The organism is Kitasatospora sp. NPDC058243, from assembly GCF_042882025.1.
Lineage (GTDB): Bacteria > Actinomycetota > Actinomycetes > Streptomycetales > Streptomycetaceae > Kitasatospora.
In genome coordinates this window covers 23,758-42,589 of record NZ_JBHVWW010000049.1, presented here as the reverse complement: position 1 = coordinate 42,589, position 18,832 = coordinate 23,758, and the positions used below count along the sequence as shown (strand labels likewise).

Here is an 18,832-nt window from a genome sequence, read left to right as displayed (position 1 = left end):
TCGGCTGCCCCTACTCCGCCGCCGGCGCCGACTGGCGCGCGGCCTCTCGCTCCAGTTCCTCCAGCAGCGCGTCCTCGACGAGTCGCGCCACCCCCGCCACGGTGGGGTTCTCCAGGAGGCTGCGGAAGGCGATCCGGATGCCGAAGGTCTGCTTGATCCTGGTGATCGCCTGCACGCTGGTCAGGGACTGCCCGCCGAGGGCGAAGAAGCTGTCGTGCGCGCCGACCCGCTCCACGTGCAGGGTCTCGGACCAGATCCCGGCGATCAGCTTCTCGGTCTCGTCGCGCGGCTCCACCCACTCCTCGGCGGCCTCGACGGCCGTCTCGGCGGGGTCGGGCAGCGCGGCCCGGTCGATCTTGCCGTGCCGGGTGAGCGGGAAGGACTCCACCTCGGCGAAGGCGGCCGGCACCAGGTGGGCCGGGAGCCGCTCGGCGAGGTAGCCGGCGAGCTCGGCGGCGCCGGGGACGCCGCCCGCGGCCGGCCGCAGGTAGGCGACCAGGCGGGCGTGCTCGGCCTCGCCGCGGACCAGGACGACGGACTCGGCGACGCCCGGGTGGGCGTCCAGGGCCGCGGTGATCTCGCCCGGCTCGATCCGGTAGCCGCGCAGCTTGACCTGGTCGTCGAGCCGGCCGAGGAACTCCAGCCGGCCGTCGGACAGCCGGCGGACCCGGTCGCCGGTGCGGTACAGCCGCTCCTTGGGGTCGAACGGCGCGGCCAGGAAGGCCTGTTCGGTCAGGTCGGGGCGGCCCAGGTAGCCGCGGGCCAGGCCGTCGCCGGCCAGGTACAGCTCGCCGGGCGCGCCGACCGGGGCGAGGTTGCGCTCCGGGTCCAGGACGTAGGCCCGGACGTTCTGGACGGGCAGGCCGAGGACGGGCCGGGGGCTGTCGGCGACCCGGCAGACCAGCGCGTCCACGGTGGCCTCGGTGGGCCCGTAGAAGTTGTAGGCGATCAGGTCGGACTGGGCGCGCAGCCGGTCCCACTGGGCCTGGCCGATCGCCTCGCCGCCGAGCGCCGCGCCGCGCAGCGGGTGGGTGCCGGGGGCGAGCAGTCCGGCGTCGTCGAGCTGGCGGAACCAGGACGGGGTGGTCTGCAGGAAGTCGATCCGCTGCTCGGCGCGGTAGGCGACCAGGGCGTGCGCGTCGCGCCGCACCTCGTCGTCGACCAGGTGCAGTTCGTGGCCGGCGACCATCCACAGCACCGGGTTCCAGGAGGCGTCGAAGGACGCGGGCGCCAGGTGGGCGACCCGGACCTGCCGGTCGCCGCAGGCCTCGCGCAGCGGCTCGAAGACGGTCCGCAGGTGGCTGTCGAGCAGGTTCGCCAGGCTGCCGTGCTCGACCAGCACGCCCTTGGGCTTGCCGGTGGAGCCGGAGGTGTGGATGACGTAGGCGGCGTGCTCCGGGGCGAGGTCCGGGTCGGGGGCGGTGGCGGGCCGGGCCGCGATCGCGTCCCGCTCGCGCTCGGGGACGACCAGGGCGACGTCGGCGGGCAGCGCCAGCGTGGTGCTCGCGGCCTCGTCGGCGATCACCACCCGGGGCTTGACGTCCTCGACCAGCAGCCGCAGGCGCTCGGCCGGGGCGGCCGGGTCCAGCGGGGTGTAGACGCCGCCCGCCTTGAGCACCGCGAGCAGCGCGGTGATCAGGCCGGGGCCGCGCCGCAGGCAGACCGCGACCGGCACCTCGGGGCCGACGCCCCGGTCGGCGAGGTGGTGGGCGAGCCGGTTGGCCCGCTCGTCCAGCTCTGCGAAGGTGATCCGCTCGCCGCCGTGGACCAGGGCGACGGCCTGCGGGGTGGCGGCGGCCTGGCGGGCGAACCGCTCGGGCACCAGGGCGTCGGTGGTGAGCGCGGTGGCGGTCTCGTTGTGGCCGGTGAGCAGCCGCTCCCGGTGGGCGGGGGCCAGCGCGCGCAGCTCGGCGAGGGTGCGCTCGGGCTCGGCCGCGATCTCCTCCAGCAGGGCGCGCAGGTCGCCGGTGACCCGGTCGGCGGTGTCGGCGTCGAAGAGCCCGGGGTCGTAGGCGAGCCGGAAGGAGAGCTGCTCGCCGGCGAAGACCGCGAGCACCATGGCGTAGCTGGTGGGCTCCTGGGAGCGCACGTCGCGGATCCGGATGCCCTGGTCGGAGCCCAGTTCGCCGTCGAAGGGGTAGTTCTCGACGACCACGTAGCTGTCGAACAGGTCGACCCCGGCGGGCAGCCCGGTCCAGCCGCGGATCTGGGCCAGCGAGACGTACTCGTAGCTGCGGGCCTGGACCTGGTCGCGCTGGAGGTCGCCCAGCCAGTCGAGGACGGGCTGCTCGGGGCGGACCTCGACCCGCACCGGCAGGTTGTTGATGAACAGGCCGATCATCGACTCGACGTCGGGCAGGTCGGCGGGGCGGCCGGAGACGGCCGAGCCGAAGCAGACCTCCCGCTCCCCCGCGTAGCGCGAGAGCGTCAGCGCCCAGGCGCCCTGGGCGAGCGTGTTGGTGGTGAGCCGGTGGCGCCGGGCGACCTCGGCGAGCCGCTCGGTGACCTCGGGCTCCAGCTGGAAGACGCTGGTCGCCTCGCTGCCCTGGCGGGCCGCCTCCTCGCCGGCCCGGTCGGCCGGCAGGGCGGTCGGGGCGGTGAAGCCGTCGAGCAGCTCGCGCCAGTAGCGCTCGGCGTCGGCCAGGTCCTGCTCGCCGAGCCAGGCGACGTAGTCGCGGAACGGGCGGCGGGCGACCGGGCCGGGCCGGTCGTGGCCGGTGAGCCGGAGGTAGTCGTCGACCACCTCGGAGACCAGTTCGGCGCTGCTCCAGCCGTCCAGCAGCAGGTGGTGCGAGGTCCAGACGACCCGCAGGGCGCCGTCCGGCTCGTCGATCAGGGCCAGGCGCATCAGCGGCGCCACGGCCAGGTCGATGCCGCGGGTGCGGTCCTCGGCGAGGTAGGCGGCGAACCGCTGCTCGCGCTCGGCCGCCGGCAGGGCGCTCCAGTCCAGCCGCTCGACGGGCACGGTGACGTGCTCGCGGACCACCTGGAGCGGCTGGTCGGTGTCGACCCGGGCGAAGCCGGTGCGCAGCATCGGGGTCCGGTCGGCGAGGCGCTGCCAGGCCTCGGCGAAGGCGTCCGCGTCCACGCCGCCCTCCAGCAGGAAGGACAGCTGGCCGAGGTAGACGCCCTCGCCCTCCTCGGTGAGGCTGTGGAACAGCAGGCCGTGCTGCATCGGCGTGGCCGGGTAGAGGTCGGCGATCCGGCCCAGGGCGGTCAGTTCGTCCAGCAGCGGCTGGTCGACCCGGGCGAGCGGGAAGTCCGAGGGGGTGGCCCCGGAGGCGGCGGCGCCGACCTCGCGGCAGTGCGCGACGATCCCGCGCAGGGCCTCGACGAGCTGGTCGCCGACCCGCTGGACGGTCTCGGTGGTGTGGGTCGCGGTGGAGTGGAACAGCTCGAAGCCGAGCTTGCCGTCGCGCACGTACGCCACGATGTCGAGCGGGTACTCCAGCAGTTCCCCGGGCGCCTGCTCGGTGCCGTAGCCGAGCCGCACGTCGTGCAGCAGGCCGCCGTCGTGGCCGTCGACGACCCGGCCGAGGTAGTTGAAGCCGACCTGGGCGCGGGGGCCTTCGGCGAGCAGTTCGCCGGGCGCCCCGGCCGGGCTGAGGTGGCGCAGCGCGCCGTAGCCGATGCCGCGCTGGGGGACGGCCCGCAGCTGCTCCTTGACGGAGCGGAGCCGGGCGCCCCAGTCGGCGCCGTCGGCGGTGTCCAGGGCGACCGGGAAGGAGGTGGTGAACCAGCCGGTGGTGCGGCTCAGGTCGACGTCGTCGAAGATCTCCTCGCGGCCGTGGCCCTCCAGGTCCACCAGGACGGCGGAGCGGCCGGTCCAGTCGGCGAGCACCCGGGCGAGCGCGGTCAGCAGGACGTCGTTGACCTGGGTGCGGTAGACCGCGGGGACCTCGCGCAGCAGCGCGTCGGTGCTCTCCGCGTCCAGGCCGACCCGGACGGCGGCGGCGGTGGCGACGGTCGGGGTGCCGGTGAGGTCGGCGGGCAGCGGCTCGCCGCCGGCGCGGCCGGCCGCGAACCAGTGGTCCAGCTCCTCGTCGAAGCCGCCGACCGCGGTGTGCTCGGAGAGCCGGCGGGACCAGTCGAGGAAGGAGGTGCCGCGCGAGCCGAGGTCGACCGGCCGGCCCTCGGCGGCCTGCCGGTAGGCCGTCTCCAGGTCGCCGAGCAGGGTCTGCCAGGAGACCGCGTCGACCACCAGGTGGTGGGCGGTGAGGAAGAGCCGGGCGCCGGCGGTGCCGCCGAGGTCGGCCAGCACGGCCCGCACCAGCGGGCCCTCGGCCAGGTCGAAGCCGGACTGGGCGGCGGTGGCGGCGGCCAGCAGCGCGCCCTCCGGGTCGGCCTCCAGGGTGAGGTCCAGCCGCTCCAGCGGCCAGCCGTCGCCGGGGGCGGCGATCTCCTGCTGCCAGCGGCCGTAGACGGTGCGGAAGCGGGTGCGCAGGGCGTCGTGGTGGGTGAGGAGGGCGTCGAGCGCGGTGCGCAGGTGCGCCTCGTCGGGGAGTTCGCGCAGCTCGGCCAGCACGGACATGGTGCTGTGCTGGGGGGCCTCGGTGTGGTGTTGGAAGAAAGCGCGCTGGATCGGGGTCAGCGGCGCCCTTCCGGTGACGGGTTCGGTGTTCACGCCGGCCGGCTCCTCGGGTTCGTGGGTCGAGATCGCGGCGGCGATCCCGGCGATGGTCTGGTGGCTGAAGATGTCCTGCGAGCTGAGGCGCAGTCCCAACTGCCGCGCCCGGGAGACGACCTGGATGCTCAGGATCGAGTCACCGCCCAGGTCGAAGAAGTTGTCGTCGACGCCGACCTCGGGCACCCGGAAGACCTCCGCCCAGAGCCCGGCGAGCGCCTGCTCGGCGGGGTTGCGGGGGGCCGTCCTGGTGGTGGCCGGGCGGTCGTCGGCGGCCGCGGCCGGCAGCGCCCGCCGGTCCACCTTGCCGTTGGCGTTCAGCGGCAGCCGGTCGAGCCGGACGAAGGCCTGCGGCACCATGTGGCGGGGCAGCGAGCCCTCCAGGTAGCGGCGCAGCTCGGCGCTCTCCGGTGCGGTGCCGGGCCGGGGCACGACGTACCCGGTCAGGACGGCGCCCGGCTCGGAGCGCAGCGCCGCGACGGCCTCCAGGACGTCGGGGTGGCGGCGCAGGACGGCCTCGATCTCGGCGAGTTCCACCCGGAACCCGCGGATCTTGACCTGGTCGTCGCCGCGGCCGAGGAACTCGACGTCGCCGGTGGGCAGGAAGCGGGCCTGGTCGCCGGTGCGGTAGAGCCGGCCGTCGGGGTGGGGCGTGAACGGGTCGGCGGAGAAGCGCTCCTCGGTGAGGTCGGGGCGGCCCAGGTAGCCCCGGGTGACGCCGGTGCCGCCGAGGAAGAGCTCGCCGACGACGCCGACCGGCAGCGGCTCCAGGTCCGCGTCCAGGACGTACATCCGGGTGCCCGGGATGGGCCGGCCGATCGGCACGGACGCGACGTCCGGCAGGCTCTGCGGGGTGACGGTGAAGTACGAGGACTCGACGGTGGCCTCGGTGACGCCGTAGGAGTTGAGCACGACGGTGCCGGGGGCGACGCTCTTCAGCAGCCGCCGGCAGTCGTCGGTGCGCCAGTTGTCCGAGCCGACGGCCAGGTAGCGCAGCGGCGGGAAGGCCCGGCCGGTGCGGGCGGCCTCGTCGGCCAGCGCGTTGGCCAGCGAGGGCACCGTCTCGACGTGGGTGACGCGCTGGCGCTCCATCAGGTCGAGCAGGCGCACCGGGTCGGTGGTGGCGTCCTTCGGGCAGAGCACCAGGGCGCCGCCGGTGGTCAGCGCGTGCGTCAGGTCGGAGACGAAGACGTCGAAGGCCATGCTGGCGAGGTTGAGCTGGCGGACGGGGCCGCGGTCGAGCCGGTAGGCCTCGCGCCAGGCCGCGGCGGCCCGGGCGACGCTGCGGTGCTCGACCGTGACGCCCTTGGGCTTGCCGGTGGAGCCGGAGGTGTAGATGACGTAGGCGAGGTTGTCCGGGGTCACCTCGGTGCTGGGCGCCTCGGCGGGCCAGCTGTCGATCTCCTCGCGGTCGGCGTCCAGGCAGAGCACGGTCGCGTCGCACAGCGGGAGCCGCTCGGCGAGGTCCCGTTGGGTGACGAGCATGGCGGCGGCGCTGTCGTCCAGCACCAGGCGCAGCCGCTCGGCGGGGTGGGCGGGGTCCAGCGGCAGGTAGGCGGCGCCGGCCTTGAGGACGCCGAGGGCGGCGACGACGGTGTCCGGGCCGCGGTCCAGGCAGATCGCGACGACGGTCTCCGGGCCGATGCCCTGGCCGACGAGGTGCTGGGCCAGCCGGTTGGCCCGGGCCTCCAGTTCCGCGTAGGTCAGCACGGTCTCCTCGAAGACCACCGCCTCGGCGTCCGGGGTCTGCTGCGCCTGCTCGGCGATCAGCTCGTGCAGGCAGGCGTCGGCGCCCGGGGTGCCGGTGTCGTTCCACTCGTACAGGACGCGGTCGCGGGCGCGCAGCGACAGCATCGGGACGTCGCCGACCCGCTGGCCGGGGGCGGTGGGCATGCTGCCGAGCAGGACGGCGAGCTGGTCGGCGAGCACCTCGGCCTGGGCGCGGTCGTAGAGCGCCGGGTCGTAGGAGAGCAGCAGGGTCAGCGAGCCGTCGTCGTCGTAGGCGGTGAGGTCCAGCGTGAAGCTGGTGGTGTCGACGGCGCGGACGTCGCTGAGGCGCAGTCCGTGGCGTTCGGCGGCGGCCCCGTTGCCCGGGTAGTTCTCGAACACCACCAGGGTCTGGAACAGCGCGCTGCCGCGCGGGACCTTGCTGCTGCGCTGGATCTCGGCGATCGAGGAGTACTCGAAGCGCCGGGATTCGGCCTGCTCGGCCTGGAGGGCCGCCAGCCACTCCACCAGCGGGGCGTCCTGGTCGACCTCGGTGCGCAGCGGCAGGGTGTTGAGCAGGTTGCCGACCATGGTGTCGGCGCCGGGCAGCTCGGTCGGGCGGCCGGCCACGGTGGTGCCGAAGCAGACGTCGCGCTGCCCGGAGTGGCGGGCCAGCAGGATCGCCCAGGCGCCCTGGACGGCGGTGTTGAGGGTGAGCCGGTGGCGGCGGACCATCGCGACCAGCGCGTCGGTCTCGGCGCCGGACAGGCCCACCCGGACCTGCCCGGCGGACTGGGACTCGTGGCCCTGGGGCACCGAGCGGCCGAAGGGCAGCTGGGTCGGCGCGTCCAGGTCGCCCAGCAGGGCGCTCCAGTGGGCGGCGGCCGCGGCCTTGTCCTGCCGGGCCAGCCAGGCGACGTAGTCGCGGAACGGCCGGCGCTCGGGCAGGGCCGGGGCCTTGCCCCTGCCGTCGGTGAGCGCCTGGTAGGCGGCGAACAGGTCGGCGAACAGGTGCGAGGTGCTCCAGCCGTCCAGGACGGCGTGGTGGAAGGTCCACACGACGCGGACGGTCCGCTCGTCCTCGCGGGCGAGGGCGAGGCGCATCAGCGGCGCCCGGGACAGCTCGATCCCGGTGGCGCGCTCCTCGTCGATCAGCGCCTTGAGCCGGCGGTCCAGTTCGGCGGCGGGCAGGCCGGTCCAGTCGAGGTGGCGCACCGTCAGCCGGGCGGAGCGCTCGACCACCTGGACGGGCTCGGGGACGCCGTCCCAGACCAGCCGGGTGCGCAGCGCGGGGGTGCGGTCGACCACCTGCTGCCAGGCGGCGGCCAGCGCGTCGACGTCGCGGACGCCCTCCAGCCGGAAGGCGACGTGGTCGGAGTAGGCGCCGACGCCGTCCTGGTTGAGGGTGTGGAAGAGCATCCCGCTCTGCATCGGGGTCAGCGGGTGGATGTCCTCGACGGCGGAGCCGGCCGGCACCAGCCGGTCGACGGTCGCCTGGTCGAGGGTGAGCAGCGGGAAGTCGCCGGGGGTGGCGCCGCCGGCGCCGGGGGTCAGGCAGTGCTCGACGAGTTCGGTCAGGGCCGCCGCGAAGTCGTCGGCGAGCCGCTGCACGGTGGCCTGGTCGTGGCGCTGCGGCGCGTAGTGGAAGTCGAAGGTCAGCACGCCGTGCCGGACCTCGCCGACGATGTCCAGCAGGTGCGGCCGCTCCTCGTCCGGGTGGTGGTCCAGGCCGTAGTCGGGTTCGACGGCGCGGAACAGCTCGCTCCCGGCCGCGGCGTCGCTCCACTGGCCGAGGTAGTTGAAGCTGACCTGCGGCTGCGGCGCCGCGGCCAGGGCGGCGGCCTGCGGCTGGTCGCCGCGCAGGTAGCGCAGCGGGCCGTAGCCGGCGCCGCGGCCGGGCACGGCGCGCAGCAGTTCCTTGGTGTCGCGGATGAGCCGGCCGAGCGGGCGGTCGGCCGGGGACTCCAGCAGCACCGGGAAGATCGAGGTGAACCAGCCGACCGTCCGGGAGACGTCGGTGCCGTCGAGGATCTCCTCGCGGCCGTGGCCCTCCAGGGTGATCAGGGTGCGGGCCCGGCCGGTGAAGCGGGCGAGCGCGCGGCCGAGGGCGGTCAGCAGGACGTCGTTGACCTGGGTGCGGTAGACGGCGGGCACGTCCTGGAGCAGTTGCCGGGTGCGCTCGGCGTCGAGGCCGGCCGAGACGGCGCGGGTGTCGCCGACGCTGTTGCGGCCCTCCCGGTCGGTGGGCAGGTCGGCGGAGCCGGCCGGCACCGGGCGGGCCCAGTGCGCCAGTTCGTCGTCCAGGCCGCCGTCCCGGGTGAAGGCGGCGAGGCGGCGCGCCCAGCCGCGGTACGAGGTGCCGGCCGGGCCGAGGTCGACGTCCTCGCCGCGGACGGCCTGCCGGTAGGCGCTCTCCAGGTCCTCCAGGAGGATCCGCCAGGAGACGCCGTCCACGGCGAGGTGGTGCACGGTGATCAGCAGCCGCGCGGGCTCGCCGGCGCCGTGGTCGAACAGCAGGGTGCGCACCAGCGGCCCTTCGGCCGGGTCCAGCGAGGCCTGCGCGGCCTCGGCGAGGGTGCGCATGGCGGCGGCGCGCTCGCCGGGGGCGGCCTGGTCGAGGGTGATCCGCTCGATCCGGGCCTCGGCCGGCACGGCGTCGGTGTCCGGCGCGGTGACGGTCTGGACCCGCCGGCCGTCGGGGCCGGTGGCGAAGCGGGTGCGCAGGGCCTCGTGCCGGCGGACCAGGCCGGCCAGGGCGCGGGCCAGCGCGGGTTCGTCGACCGCGCCGTCCAGGGTGATCAGCACGGACTGGTTGAAGTGGTGGGCGCCGCGGGTGTGGTGGGCGAAGAACCACTCCTGGACGGGGCCGAGCGGGGCCGGCTCGTGGTCGTCGGCGTCGACCTGGACGACCGGGGCCTGCTCCACCGGGCGGGCGGCGCGGGCGAGGTCGGCGAGCGACTGCCGGGAGAAGATGTCCTTCGAGGTGATGACGAGGCCGGCCCGGCGGGCGCGGGCGACCACCTGGATGCTCAGGATGGAGTCGCCGCCGAGTTCGAAGAAGTTGTCGTCGGCGCCGACCTTGCCGATGCCGAGCACCTCCGACCAGACCTCGGCGAGCGCCTGCTCGGCCGGGTCCTCGGGGGCCCGGTAGTCCTCCCGCTCCAGGGGGGCGTCCGGCGCCGGCAGGGCCCGGACGTCGACCTTGCCGTTGGGGGTGAGCGGGAAGGCGTCGAGGGTGGCGAAGGCGGTCGGGACGCTGTAGGAGGGCAGCCGCTGCTCGGCGAAGGCGCGCAGGTCCAGCGGCGCGATGACGGCGCCGGGCTCGGCTCGCAGGTAGCCGACCAGCCGCTTGTGGTCGCCGTCCGCGAGGGCGACCACCAGGGCCTCGGCCACCGCGGGGTGGGCCTCCAGGACGGCTTCGACCTCGCCGGGCTCGATCCGGTAGCCGCGGACCTTGACCTGGGTGTCGGCGCGGCCGAGGTACTCGACCAGGCCGTCGGCCCAGCGCACCACGTCCCCGGTGCGGTACATCCGCTCGCCGGGCTCCGCCGCGAACGGCGAGGGCTGGAAGCGCTCCTCGGTCAGCTCCGGGCGGCCCAGGTAGCCGCGGGCGACGCCGGGGCCGGCGATCCAGAGTTCGCCGGGCGTGCCGGGCGGGACGGGGCGGCGGCGCTCGTCGAGGACGTACACCGCCGTGTTGGAGATCGGGCGGCCGATCGGGATGGCGCGCACGCCGTCGGTCTCGCGGATCAGGTGGGAGACGGCGAAGGTGGTGGTCTCGGTCGGGCCGTAGCCGTTGACCAGCCGCTGCGGCGGGGCGCCGCCGGCCAGCAGTTCGGCGATCCGGCGCGGGTTGAGCGCCTCGCCGCCGACCAGCAGGTGGCGCATGCCGCCGAAGGCGGTGGGCTCCAGGCCGACGACCTGGTTGAAGACGCCGGCGGTGAGGAACATCGCGGTGGCGCCGGTCGAGCGCAGTGCGGCGGCGAAGGCCGGCGGGTCGAGCAGGACGTCCTTGGTGATGACGGCGATCCGCGCCCCGGCCACCAGCGGGCCCCAGAACTCGAAGGTCGCCGCGTCGAAGGTGGCGTCGGCGACCTGCGCCACCACGTCGTCGGCCGCCAGCGGGGCGTAGTCGGCGCCGCGGACCAGCCGGACGATGGAGCGGTGCTCGACCACGACGCCCTTGGGCCGGCCGGTGGAGCCGGAGGTGTAGATGACGTAGGCGGCGCTCTCGGGCCCCGCGTCGGTGGCCGGCGGCCCGGCCGGGAGGGCGGCCAGCTCGGCGGTGCGCTCGGCGGGCAGCAGGGCCGGGACGGCCAGGTCGGGCAGCCGTTCGAGCAGCTCCCGGTCGGTGACGCAGAGCGCGGCCCCGGTGTCCGCGAGCATGAACTCCAGCCGGTCGGCCGGGTAGTCCGGGTCCAGCGGCACGTAGGTGCAGCCGGCCTTGAGCACGGCCAGCAGGGCGACGACCAGGCCGGTGCCGCGGGGCAGGCAGACCGCGACGTGCTGGCCGGGGCGGGCGCCGCGGTCGAGCAGCAGCCGGGCCAACCGGTCGGCCTGCTCGTCGAGCTGACGGTAGGTCAGCTCGCCTTCGGCGGCGGTGACGGCGATGGCGTCGGGGGTGGCCGCGGCCTGCTCGGCGACCAGCGAGTGGACGGTCCGGTCGGCCGGGTAGGGCACTCGGTTCTCGGCCCAGTCGCGGGTGACGGTGTCGAGTTCGGCGGCGGTGAGCAGCGGCAGGTCGCCGACCGGGCGGTCGGCGTCGGCGGCGACGCCCGCCAGCAGGAGCAGCAGTCGGGCGCAGAGCGCGTCGACGGTCGAGGCGTCGAACAGGTCGGTGTTGTACTCCACCGTCCCGCCCAGCGTGCCGTCGGCGGCCGGGGTGAACTCCAGCGTCAGGTCGAAGATGGAGGACACCGAGGGCGCGCGGAACTCCTCGACGGCCGGGCCGCCGAAGTCGGGCAGGGCCCCGGGGTCGTTCTGGAGCACGAGGGCGGCCTGCACCAGCGGGGTGCGGCTCGGGTCGCGCTCGGGCTGGATCTCGTCCACCAGCCGGTGGAAGGGGACGTCCTGGTTGCTGAGGGCGTCCCAGAGCTGGTCGGTGGTGCGCTCCAGCAGGTCGCCGAAGGCCTCGTCCAGGTCGATCCGGCCGTGCAGGACCAGGGTGTTGACGAAGAAGCCGACCAGCGGCTCCAGTTCGGTGCGGTCGCGGCCGACCGACACGGTGCCCAGGCCCACGGTGCGCTGGCCGGTGTGCCGGGCCAGCAGGACCTGGGTGGCGGCGGCGAGCACGGCGAAGAGCGTGGTGCCGCGTTCGGCGCCGAGCGTGTCGAGGCCGGTGGCGACCTCGGCGTCGACCTGGAAGGTGTGCAGGGCGCCGACGGTGGTGCGCACCGCCGGGCGGGGCCGGTCGGTGGGCAGCTCCAGCGGCTGGATGTCCGCCAACTCGTCGCGCCAGTAGTCCAGTTGCCCGGCCAGGCGGTCTTCGGTGCAGCGCTCGCGCTGCCAGCGGGAGTAGTCGCGGTAGCTGACCGGCAGCGGGGCGAGGGTGTGCGGGCGGCCCTCGACGGCGGCCCGGTAGAGCTCGCCGAGCTCGCCGGTCAGCAGGCCCTTGGACCAGCCGTCGGCGGCGATGTGGTGCAGGTTGAGGAAGAGCGCGTGGTCGTCCGGGCCGTGCCGCACGACCGTGGAGCGCAGCAGCGGGCCGCTGGCGAGGTCGAAGGGGGTGGCGAGTTCGCGGCGCAGCAGCGCGGCGAACTCGGCCTCGCGCTCCTCGGCGCCCAGCGCGCTCAGGTCCACCGGCTCGGTGTCCGGGGCGTAGGCGGGCCGGACCTCCTGGCGGGCCACGCCGTCCTCGGTGGTGAAGACGGTGCGCAGCGGCTCGTGCCGCTCGACCAGGCCGGTCAGCGCGGTGCGCAGCGCGGCCAGGTCGAGGCCGCCGCGCAGCCGCAGGCCGAAGGAGGTGGTGTACTCGACCGCGTCGGTCTCGAACTCCTGGAGGAACCAGAGCCGTTCCTGGCCGAAGGAGAGCGGGGCCGGGCCGTCGCCGCCGGGCCGGATCGCGTCGCGGTCGCCGCCGCCGGCGCCGGCGGCTGCCAGTCGCTGCCGCAGGATCTCGTCGGCGTCCTGGCCCTCGCTGTGTCGCTGGTCTGTCATCGGTTGCTCCCCCGCGCGCCACCGCGCGTCGTCGTCCGGTCCGCCGGTGTCCGGCGCACGTCTTCGAGTACTTGCTTGCGGACCTGGTCCGCGAGGGCCGCCACGGTGCGGGCGGCGAACACGTGCCGGGCCGAGACCCCGACGCCGAACACCTCCCGGATCCGGGCGGTGACCTGGAGGGTGAGCACCGAGTTGGCGCCGTGGTCGAAGACGTTGTCCTCGGCCCCCACGACGGGCACGCCCAGCACCTCGGCCCAGATCCCGGCCAGCGCCGCCTCGGTCTCGTCCCGGGGCGCGGTGGGCTCGGCGGCCGGCCGCTGCTCCTCCGGTTCCGGCAGGGCCCGCCGGTCGATCTTGCCGCTCGTGGTCATCGGGAACGCGTCCAGGACGATGACGACCGGCGGGACCATGTAGCCGGGCAGCCGCTCGGCGAGCCGGGCCCGGATCTTCTCCGGGTCGGCGGCGCCGTCCGCGGGCACCACGTAGCCGGTCAGCACGGTCTGCCCGGACGGCCTGGTCCGGGCGACCACCGCGGTCTGCTCGACGCTCTCGTCGTCGAGCAGCGCGGTCTCGATCTCGCCCAGCTCGATCCGGTAGCCGCGCACCTTGACCTGGTTGTCGATCCGCCCGAGGAATTCGAGCGTGCCGTCGGGCAGCCAGCGGACCAGGTCGCCGGTGCGGTAGAGCCTCGCGCCGGCGGTGGCGGCGAGGTGGTCCGGGACGAACCGCTCCTCGGTGAGCTCCGGGCGGCCCAGGTAGCCGCGGGCCACCCCGGCGCCGCCGACGTACAGTTCGCCGGGCACGCCCACCGGGACGGGCTCGCGGTGCTCGTCGAGCACGTAGCCGGTGGTGTTGGCGATGGGCCGGCCGATCGAGGGCAGCCGCCCGACCGGGGCGTCCTCCTCCGCCTCCAGCACCGTGCCGGTGGTGAGCACGGTGGTCTCGGTCGGGCCGTACAGGTTGGACAGCGCCATCGCGGAGCCGCGCGGCAGCCGGCGGCGCACCACGTCGGCGCCGGTGAGGATGTGGCGCACCCGGCCCTGGTGGAGCGCGGGCTGGTCGAGCAGGGCCTCCAGGCGCGGGGCCGGGATGAGGATGAGGGTGATCCCCTGCTCGACGATCCAGCCGGCGAGCAGGTGCGGGTCCTCCAGGACGCGGTCGGAGGCGAACCGGATCTCCACGCCGCAGGCGAGGGCGCCCCACTGCTCCAGCACCGTCGGGTCGAAGCCGGGCGGCACCATCTGGGTGGCCCGGTCGCCGGGCCCGGCGTCGAAGAAGTCCCGGTACCAGTCGCACAGGTTGACCACGCCGCGGTGCTCGATCAGCACGCCCTTGGCCTTGCCGGTGGAGCCCGAGGTGTAGATCACGTACGCGAGGTCGGACGGGCCGACGGCGACCTCGGGCGGCCCGTCGTGCGTGCCGGGCCCGGTGTCCTCGACGTACAGCACCTCGACGCCTTCCGGCGCCTCGGGCCCGGGCAGGTCGCGCTGGGTGAGGAGTACCGGCACCCCGGCGTCCTGGAGCACGTAGACCGTCCGGTCGTCGGGCAGTTCGGGGTCGAGCGGCAGGTAGGCGGCGCCGGCCTTGAGCACGGCGAGCTGGGCGATCGTCATCTCGGCGGCGCGCCGGGTCCGGACGCCGACGACGGTGCCCGGGCCGACGCCGCGGTCGGCCAGCCGGTGGGCCAGCGCGTCCGTCAGCGCGTCGAGTTCGGCGAAGGTCAGGCTGCGGTCCTCGGTGGTGACGGCCGCGGCGTCCGGGGTGCGCCGGGCCTGGTCGGCGACCAGGCCGTGGACGGTCGCCGTGTGGAACCGGGCGCCGGTCGCGGTGGCGTTCCAGCCGGTGGTGACCAGCCGGCGTTCCTGCTCGTCCATCAGCGGCAGCTCGTCGACGAGCCGGTCCGGGTCGGCCGCCGCCATGCCCTCCAGCAGCACGGTGAGGTGGCGGGCGGTCCGGGCGACGGTCTCCGGGTCGAAGAGCGCCGTGCTGTACTCGACCAGGCCGCCGAGCCGCCCGTCGCGCTCCTCGAACTCGAAGCCGATGTCGAACAGCGCGTGCATCCGCGGCAGGGCGCTCTCCTCGACCCGCAGGCCGTCGGGGCCGGGCAGCGCGTCCTGGGCCCGCTTGAGCATCAGCGCGGCCTGGATCAGCGGGGTGCGGCTGGGGTCGCGGTCCGGCTTGAGCTCGTCGATCAGCCGGTCGTACGGCAGGTGCTGGTGGGTGAAGGCCTCCAGCACGCCCTGCCGGACGTCGGCCAGGAAGGCGCCGACGGTCGTGTCGGGGGTGGTCCGGGAGCGCAGCACCAGCGTGTTGACGAAGAAGCCGAGCACGTCCTCCAGTTCGCTGTGCTCGCGGCCGGAGACGATGGTGCCGACGGCGATGTCGCGCTGGCGCGCGTACCGGGACAGCAGCAGTTGGACGCCCGCCGTGAGGACGGTGAACAGGGTGACGCCCTCCCGGCGGCAGAGCCGGGTGAGGGCGGCCACCAGCTCGGGGCTCAGCTCGAAGGGGTGACCGGCGCCCCGGGTGGCGCGGGTGGCGGGCCGGGGCCGGTCGGTCGGCAGCTCCAGCGGCACCACGCCGTCCAGCCGGCGCTTCCAGTAGGCGAGGTCGGCGGCCTCCCGGGCGCCCCGCTCGCCGTGCTGGTGTACGGCGAAGTCGGCGTACTGAAGGGGCAGTTCGCTCAGCGCGGCGGGCCGGCCGGTGGCCTCCTGGCCGAGCAGGGCGACGAGCTCGCGGGCCATCACCTCCTTGGACCAGCCGTCGGTGACGACGTGGTGCATGTCGAGGACGAGCAGGTGCTCGGCGTCGGCCAGCCGGATCAGCCAGGGGCGCAGCAGCGGGCCGCCGCGCAGGTCGAAGGAGCGGCTCAGCTCGGTGCGCAGCAGCTGGTCGAGGTCGTCGACGCGCCCCTCGGCCGCGAGGTCGGTGAAGCGCACCGGCCGGGGGCCGGGGGCGTGGACGACCTGCACGCCCTGGCCGCCCTCGGTGGCGAAGGTGGTGCGCAGCGCCTCGTGCCGGGCCACCAGGGCGTCGACGGCGCGCCCGAGGGCGTCCCGGTCGAGCGGCCCGGTCAGCCGCAGGCCGAGCGGCGAGTTGTACTCGGTGCCCTGGGACTCGTAGTCGTACAGGAACCAGAGCCGCTGCTGGCCGTAGGAGAGCGGCAGCGGCCGGTCGCGGCCGACCGGCACCAGCCCGGCCCGGCGGGCGGGCTCACTGCCCAGCCGGCCGGCCAGCCCGGCGACGGTGGGCGACTCGAACAGGGTGCGGATCGGCACCTCGACGTCCAGCACCGAGCGGATGCGCCCGATCAGCCGGGTGGCGAGCAGCGAGTGGCCGCCGAGGTCGAAGAAGCTGTCGTCGACGCCGATCGAGGCGACGCCGAGCACCTCGCAGAACAGGTCGCAGAGCTGCTCCTCGCGGGCGCTGCGCGGCCCGTGCCCGCTGCCGGCGGCGGCGGTGCCCGGGTCCGGGAGCGCGGCCCGGTCGGTCTTGCCGTTGGGGGTCAGCGGGATCTCGGGGATCGGCACCACCACGGCCGGGACCATGTAGCCGGGCAGCGTGGCGGCGGCGTGCGCGCGCAGTTCGGCCGGGTCGGCGCCGCCCTCGCCGGCCGGCACCACGTAGGAGACCAGCCGGGTGTCGCCGGCCCCGTACTCGCGGGCGACGGTGACGGCGCGGGCCACCGCGGGGTGCCGCTCCAGGACGGCGTCGATCTCGCCGGGCTCGATCCGGAAGCCGCGGACCTTCAGCTGGAAGTCGGCGCGGCCGACGTACTCCAGGTTGCCGTCGGCGGCCCAGCGGACGATGTCGCCGGTGCGGTACATGCGCTCGCCCTCGGCGCCGTACGGGTCGGGCAGGAAGCGGTCCCGGGTGAGGTCCTCGCGGTGCAGGTAGCCGGTGCCGACGCCGTCCCCGGCGATGTAAAGCTCGCCGGCGGCGCCGATCGGCACCAGGCGCAGCGCCTCGTCGAGGACCCGGACCCGGGTGTTGCCGATCGGCCGGCCGATGGTCGGCGCGCCGGGGCGGTCGTCCAGGCGGGCGGCGGTGGACCAGATGGTGGTCTCGGTGGGCCCGTACAGGTTGGTGACCTCGCTGCCGAGCGCGCGCATCCGCTCGGCGAGGGCGGCCGGCAGGGCCTCCCCGCCGACCAGCATCCGCAGGCCGCGCAGCGCCTGCGGGACTTCGTCGCACAGGGCCTGCCAGAGGCTGGGGGTGGCCTGCATGATCGTGGTGCCGGTGCGGCCGACCAGGGCGCCCAGCCCGGCGGGGTCGGTGACGGTCGCGCGGTCGGCGAGGACCACGGTGGCGCCGCCGACCAGCGGCAGGTAGAGCTCCAGGGCGGCGATGTCGAAGGCGATCGTGGTGACGGAGGTCCAGACGTCCTCGGCGGCGAGCGGGAAGAGGTCGGCCATCGAGACCAGGAAGTTGGTCAGCGCGTGGCGGCTGATGACGACGCCCTTGGGGCGGCCGGTGGAGCCGGAGGTGTAGATGACGTAGGCCGGGTCGGCGGCGGTCGCGGCGGGGCCCTGCGGCCCGGCGGGCTCCGTCGCCAGCCTGGCGCGCACCTCCTCGTCGTCCAGCAGCAGCCGGTGGGCGGCGGTGGCGGGCAGCCGCCCGGCCGTCGCACTGTCGGTGACCAGTGCCGAGGGGGCGGCGTGGTCGAGGATGTAGCCGATCCGGTCGGCCGGGTAGTCGGGGTCGAGCGGCACGTAGGCGGCGCCGGTGCGGGCCACCGCGAGCAGGGCGACGACGAGGTCGGCGGAGCGCGGCAGCGCCAGGGCGACGAGCCGGCCCGGGGCGGCGCCGTGGCGGCGCAGCTCGCCGGCCAGCCGCTCGGCCCGGTCGTCGAGTTCGGCGTAGCTGAGCACGGTGTCGCCGGCGATCAGGGCGGTCCGCGCGGGCTGGGCGGCGGCCCGGGCCCGGAACAGCGCGGAGACGTCGGCGTCGGGCACCGGCCGGTCGGTGGCGTTCCACGCTGTCAGCAGGGCGTGCCGCTCGGCCGGGTCCAGCACCTCGTAGCCGTCCGGGTCGGCGTCCGGCGCGGCGACGGCGGCGGCCAGCAGGCGCGGCAGCGCGTCGGTGAGCCGCCGGACGGTCGCCGGGTCGAACAGCTCGGTGCTGAAGGTCGCGGCCAGCCGCAGCCCGGAGCCGTCGGGTGCGCTGCGGAAGCGCAGCTGGAGGTCGAACGGGGAGTGCTGGCGGGGAAGTTGGGCCACCTGGGCGTCGAGCGCGCCGAAGTCGAGCCGGGCGGGCAGGTCCTCGGCGAGGTCGAAGGCCACCTGGGCCAGCGGGTGGCGGTTGAGCGCGCGCTCGGGCCGCAGCTCGCCGACCACGGTCTCGAACGGGACGCCGCCGTGGCGCCGGGCCGTGTCGGCGACCGCCGCGCAGTCGCCGACCAGCTCGCGGAAGGAGGCGCCGGGGCGGCGCAGGACCCGCAGCACCACCGGGTTGGCCAGCGGGCCGACCACGGCGGCGCGCCGCCCGCCGTCGCGGCCGGGCAGGCTGCCGACCAGCGGGACGTCGACGCCGGCGCCGAAGCGGCCGAGCAGCGCCACGACGGCGGCGTGCAGCACCGCCTCGACGCCTGCGCCGCAGTCGGCGGCCAGGTCGGCGAGGGCCGCGGCCAGCGGGCCGTCCAGCTCGCTGCGGTACTCGTCGGCGGCGTAGCGGGTGACGGCCGGGCGCGGCCGGTCGACGGGCAGGTCGAGCTGCGCCGGCGCGCCGTCCAGGGTGGCGCGCCAGTGGGCGAGTTCGGCCGCGGCGTGCTCGGTGGGCCGCTCGGGGGCGCCGTTCAGCTCCCGGTCGGCGGCGGCGGCCGCGGCGTACTGCGGGGCGGGCTCGAGCGCGCCGGGGGCGGCCGGGGCGGTGGCCGCCGCGTACGCCCGGGCCAGGTCGTCGACGATCACGGCGAGCGAGCGCTCGTCGGCCGCGATCTCGTGCACCGCCAGGACCAGCACGTGGGCGTCCGGACCGGTGGCCAGCAGCCGGGCCCGCAGCGGGGGCTCCCGGGTGAGGTCCAGGCCCTGGCCGGCCGCCCGGGTCAGCGCCTCGTCGAGCTCGTCGGGGGCGACCGGCTCGGGCCGCAGCCCGGCGAACGCCCCGCCGTCGGGGGCGGGTTCGGGGCGGCAGCGACCCTCGGCCTCGCGGTGCACGGTGCCCAGCAGCGGGTGCCGCCGGACCAGGGCGTCCAGCGCGGCGCGCAGCTGCTCCGGAGCCAGACCGCCGGCCAGCCGCAGCGCCACCGTGTGGGTGTGGCCGGCGGCGCCCTCCTGGAAGCGGTTCAGGAACCACAGGCGCTGCTGCGCCGGCGACAGGACACTGTCGTTGGTGATCGTCACGTTC

At 75.8% G+C, this 18,832-nt stretch carries 2 protein-coding genes; both read right to left on the bottom strand.

Going from position 1 to position 18,832, the window contains the following annotated elements; genetic code table 11:
* Positions 1-10: 10 nt before the first annotated feature.
* Positions 11-12,487 carry an amino acid adenylation domain-containing protein gene (locus tag ACFVX9_RS27290; RefSeq protein WP_387983994.1) on the bottom strand — a complete coding sequence of 4,159 codons (12,477 nt, stop codon included), beginning with the start codon at positions 12,485-12,487 and terminating at the stop codon, positions 11-13.
* Entirely contained in the window at positions 12,484-18,828 is a 6,345-nt protein-coding gene (locus ACFVX9_RS27285) for an amino acid adenylation domain-containing protein (RefSeq protein WP_387983992.1), read from the bottom strand. Before ACFVX9_RS27285 ends, ACFVX9_RS27290 begins: the two co-directional genes overlap by 4 nt.
* Positions 18,829-18,832: the final 4 nt, after the last annotated feature.

What these genes read in the sequence shown, in the direction of transcription:
- ACFVX9_RS27290 (WP_387983994.1), bottom strand. Translation starts at nt 12,487, where the DNA reads ATGACAGACCAGCGACACAGCGAGGGCCAGGACGCCGACGAGATCCTG.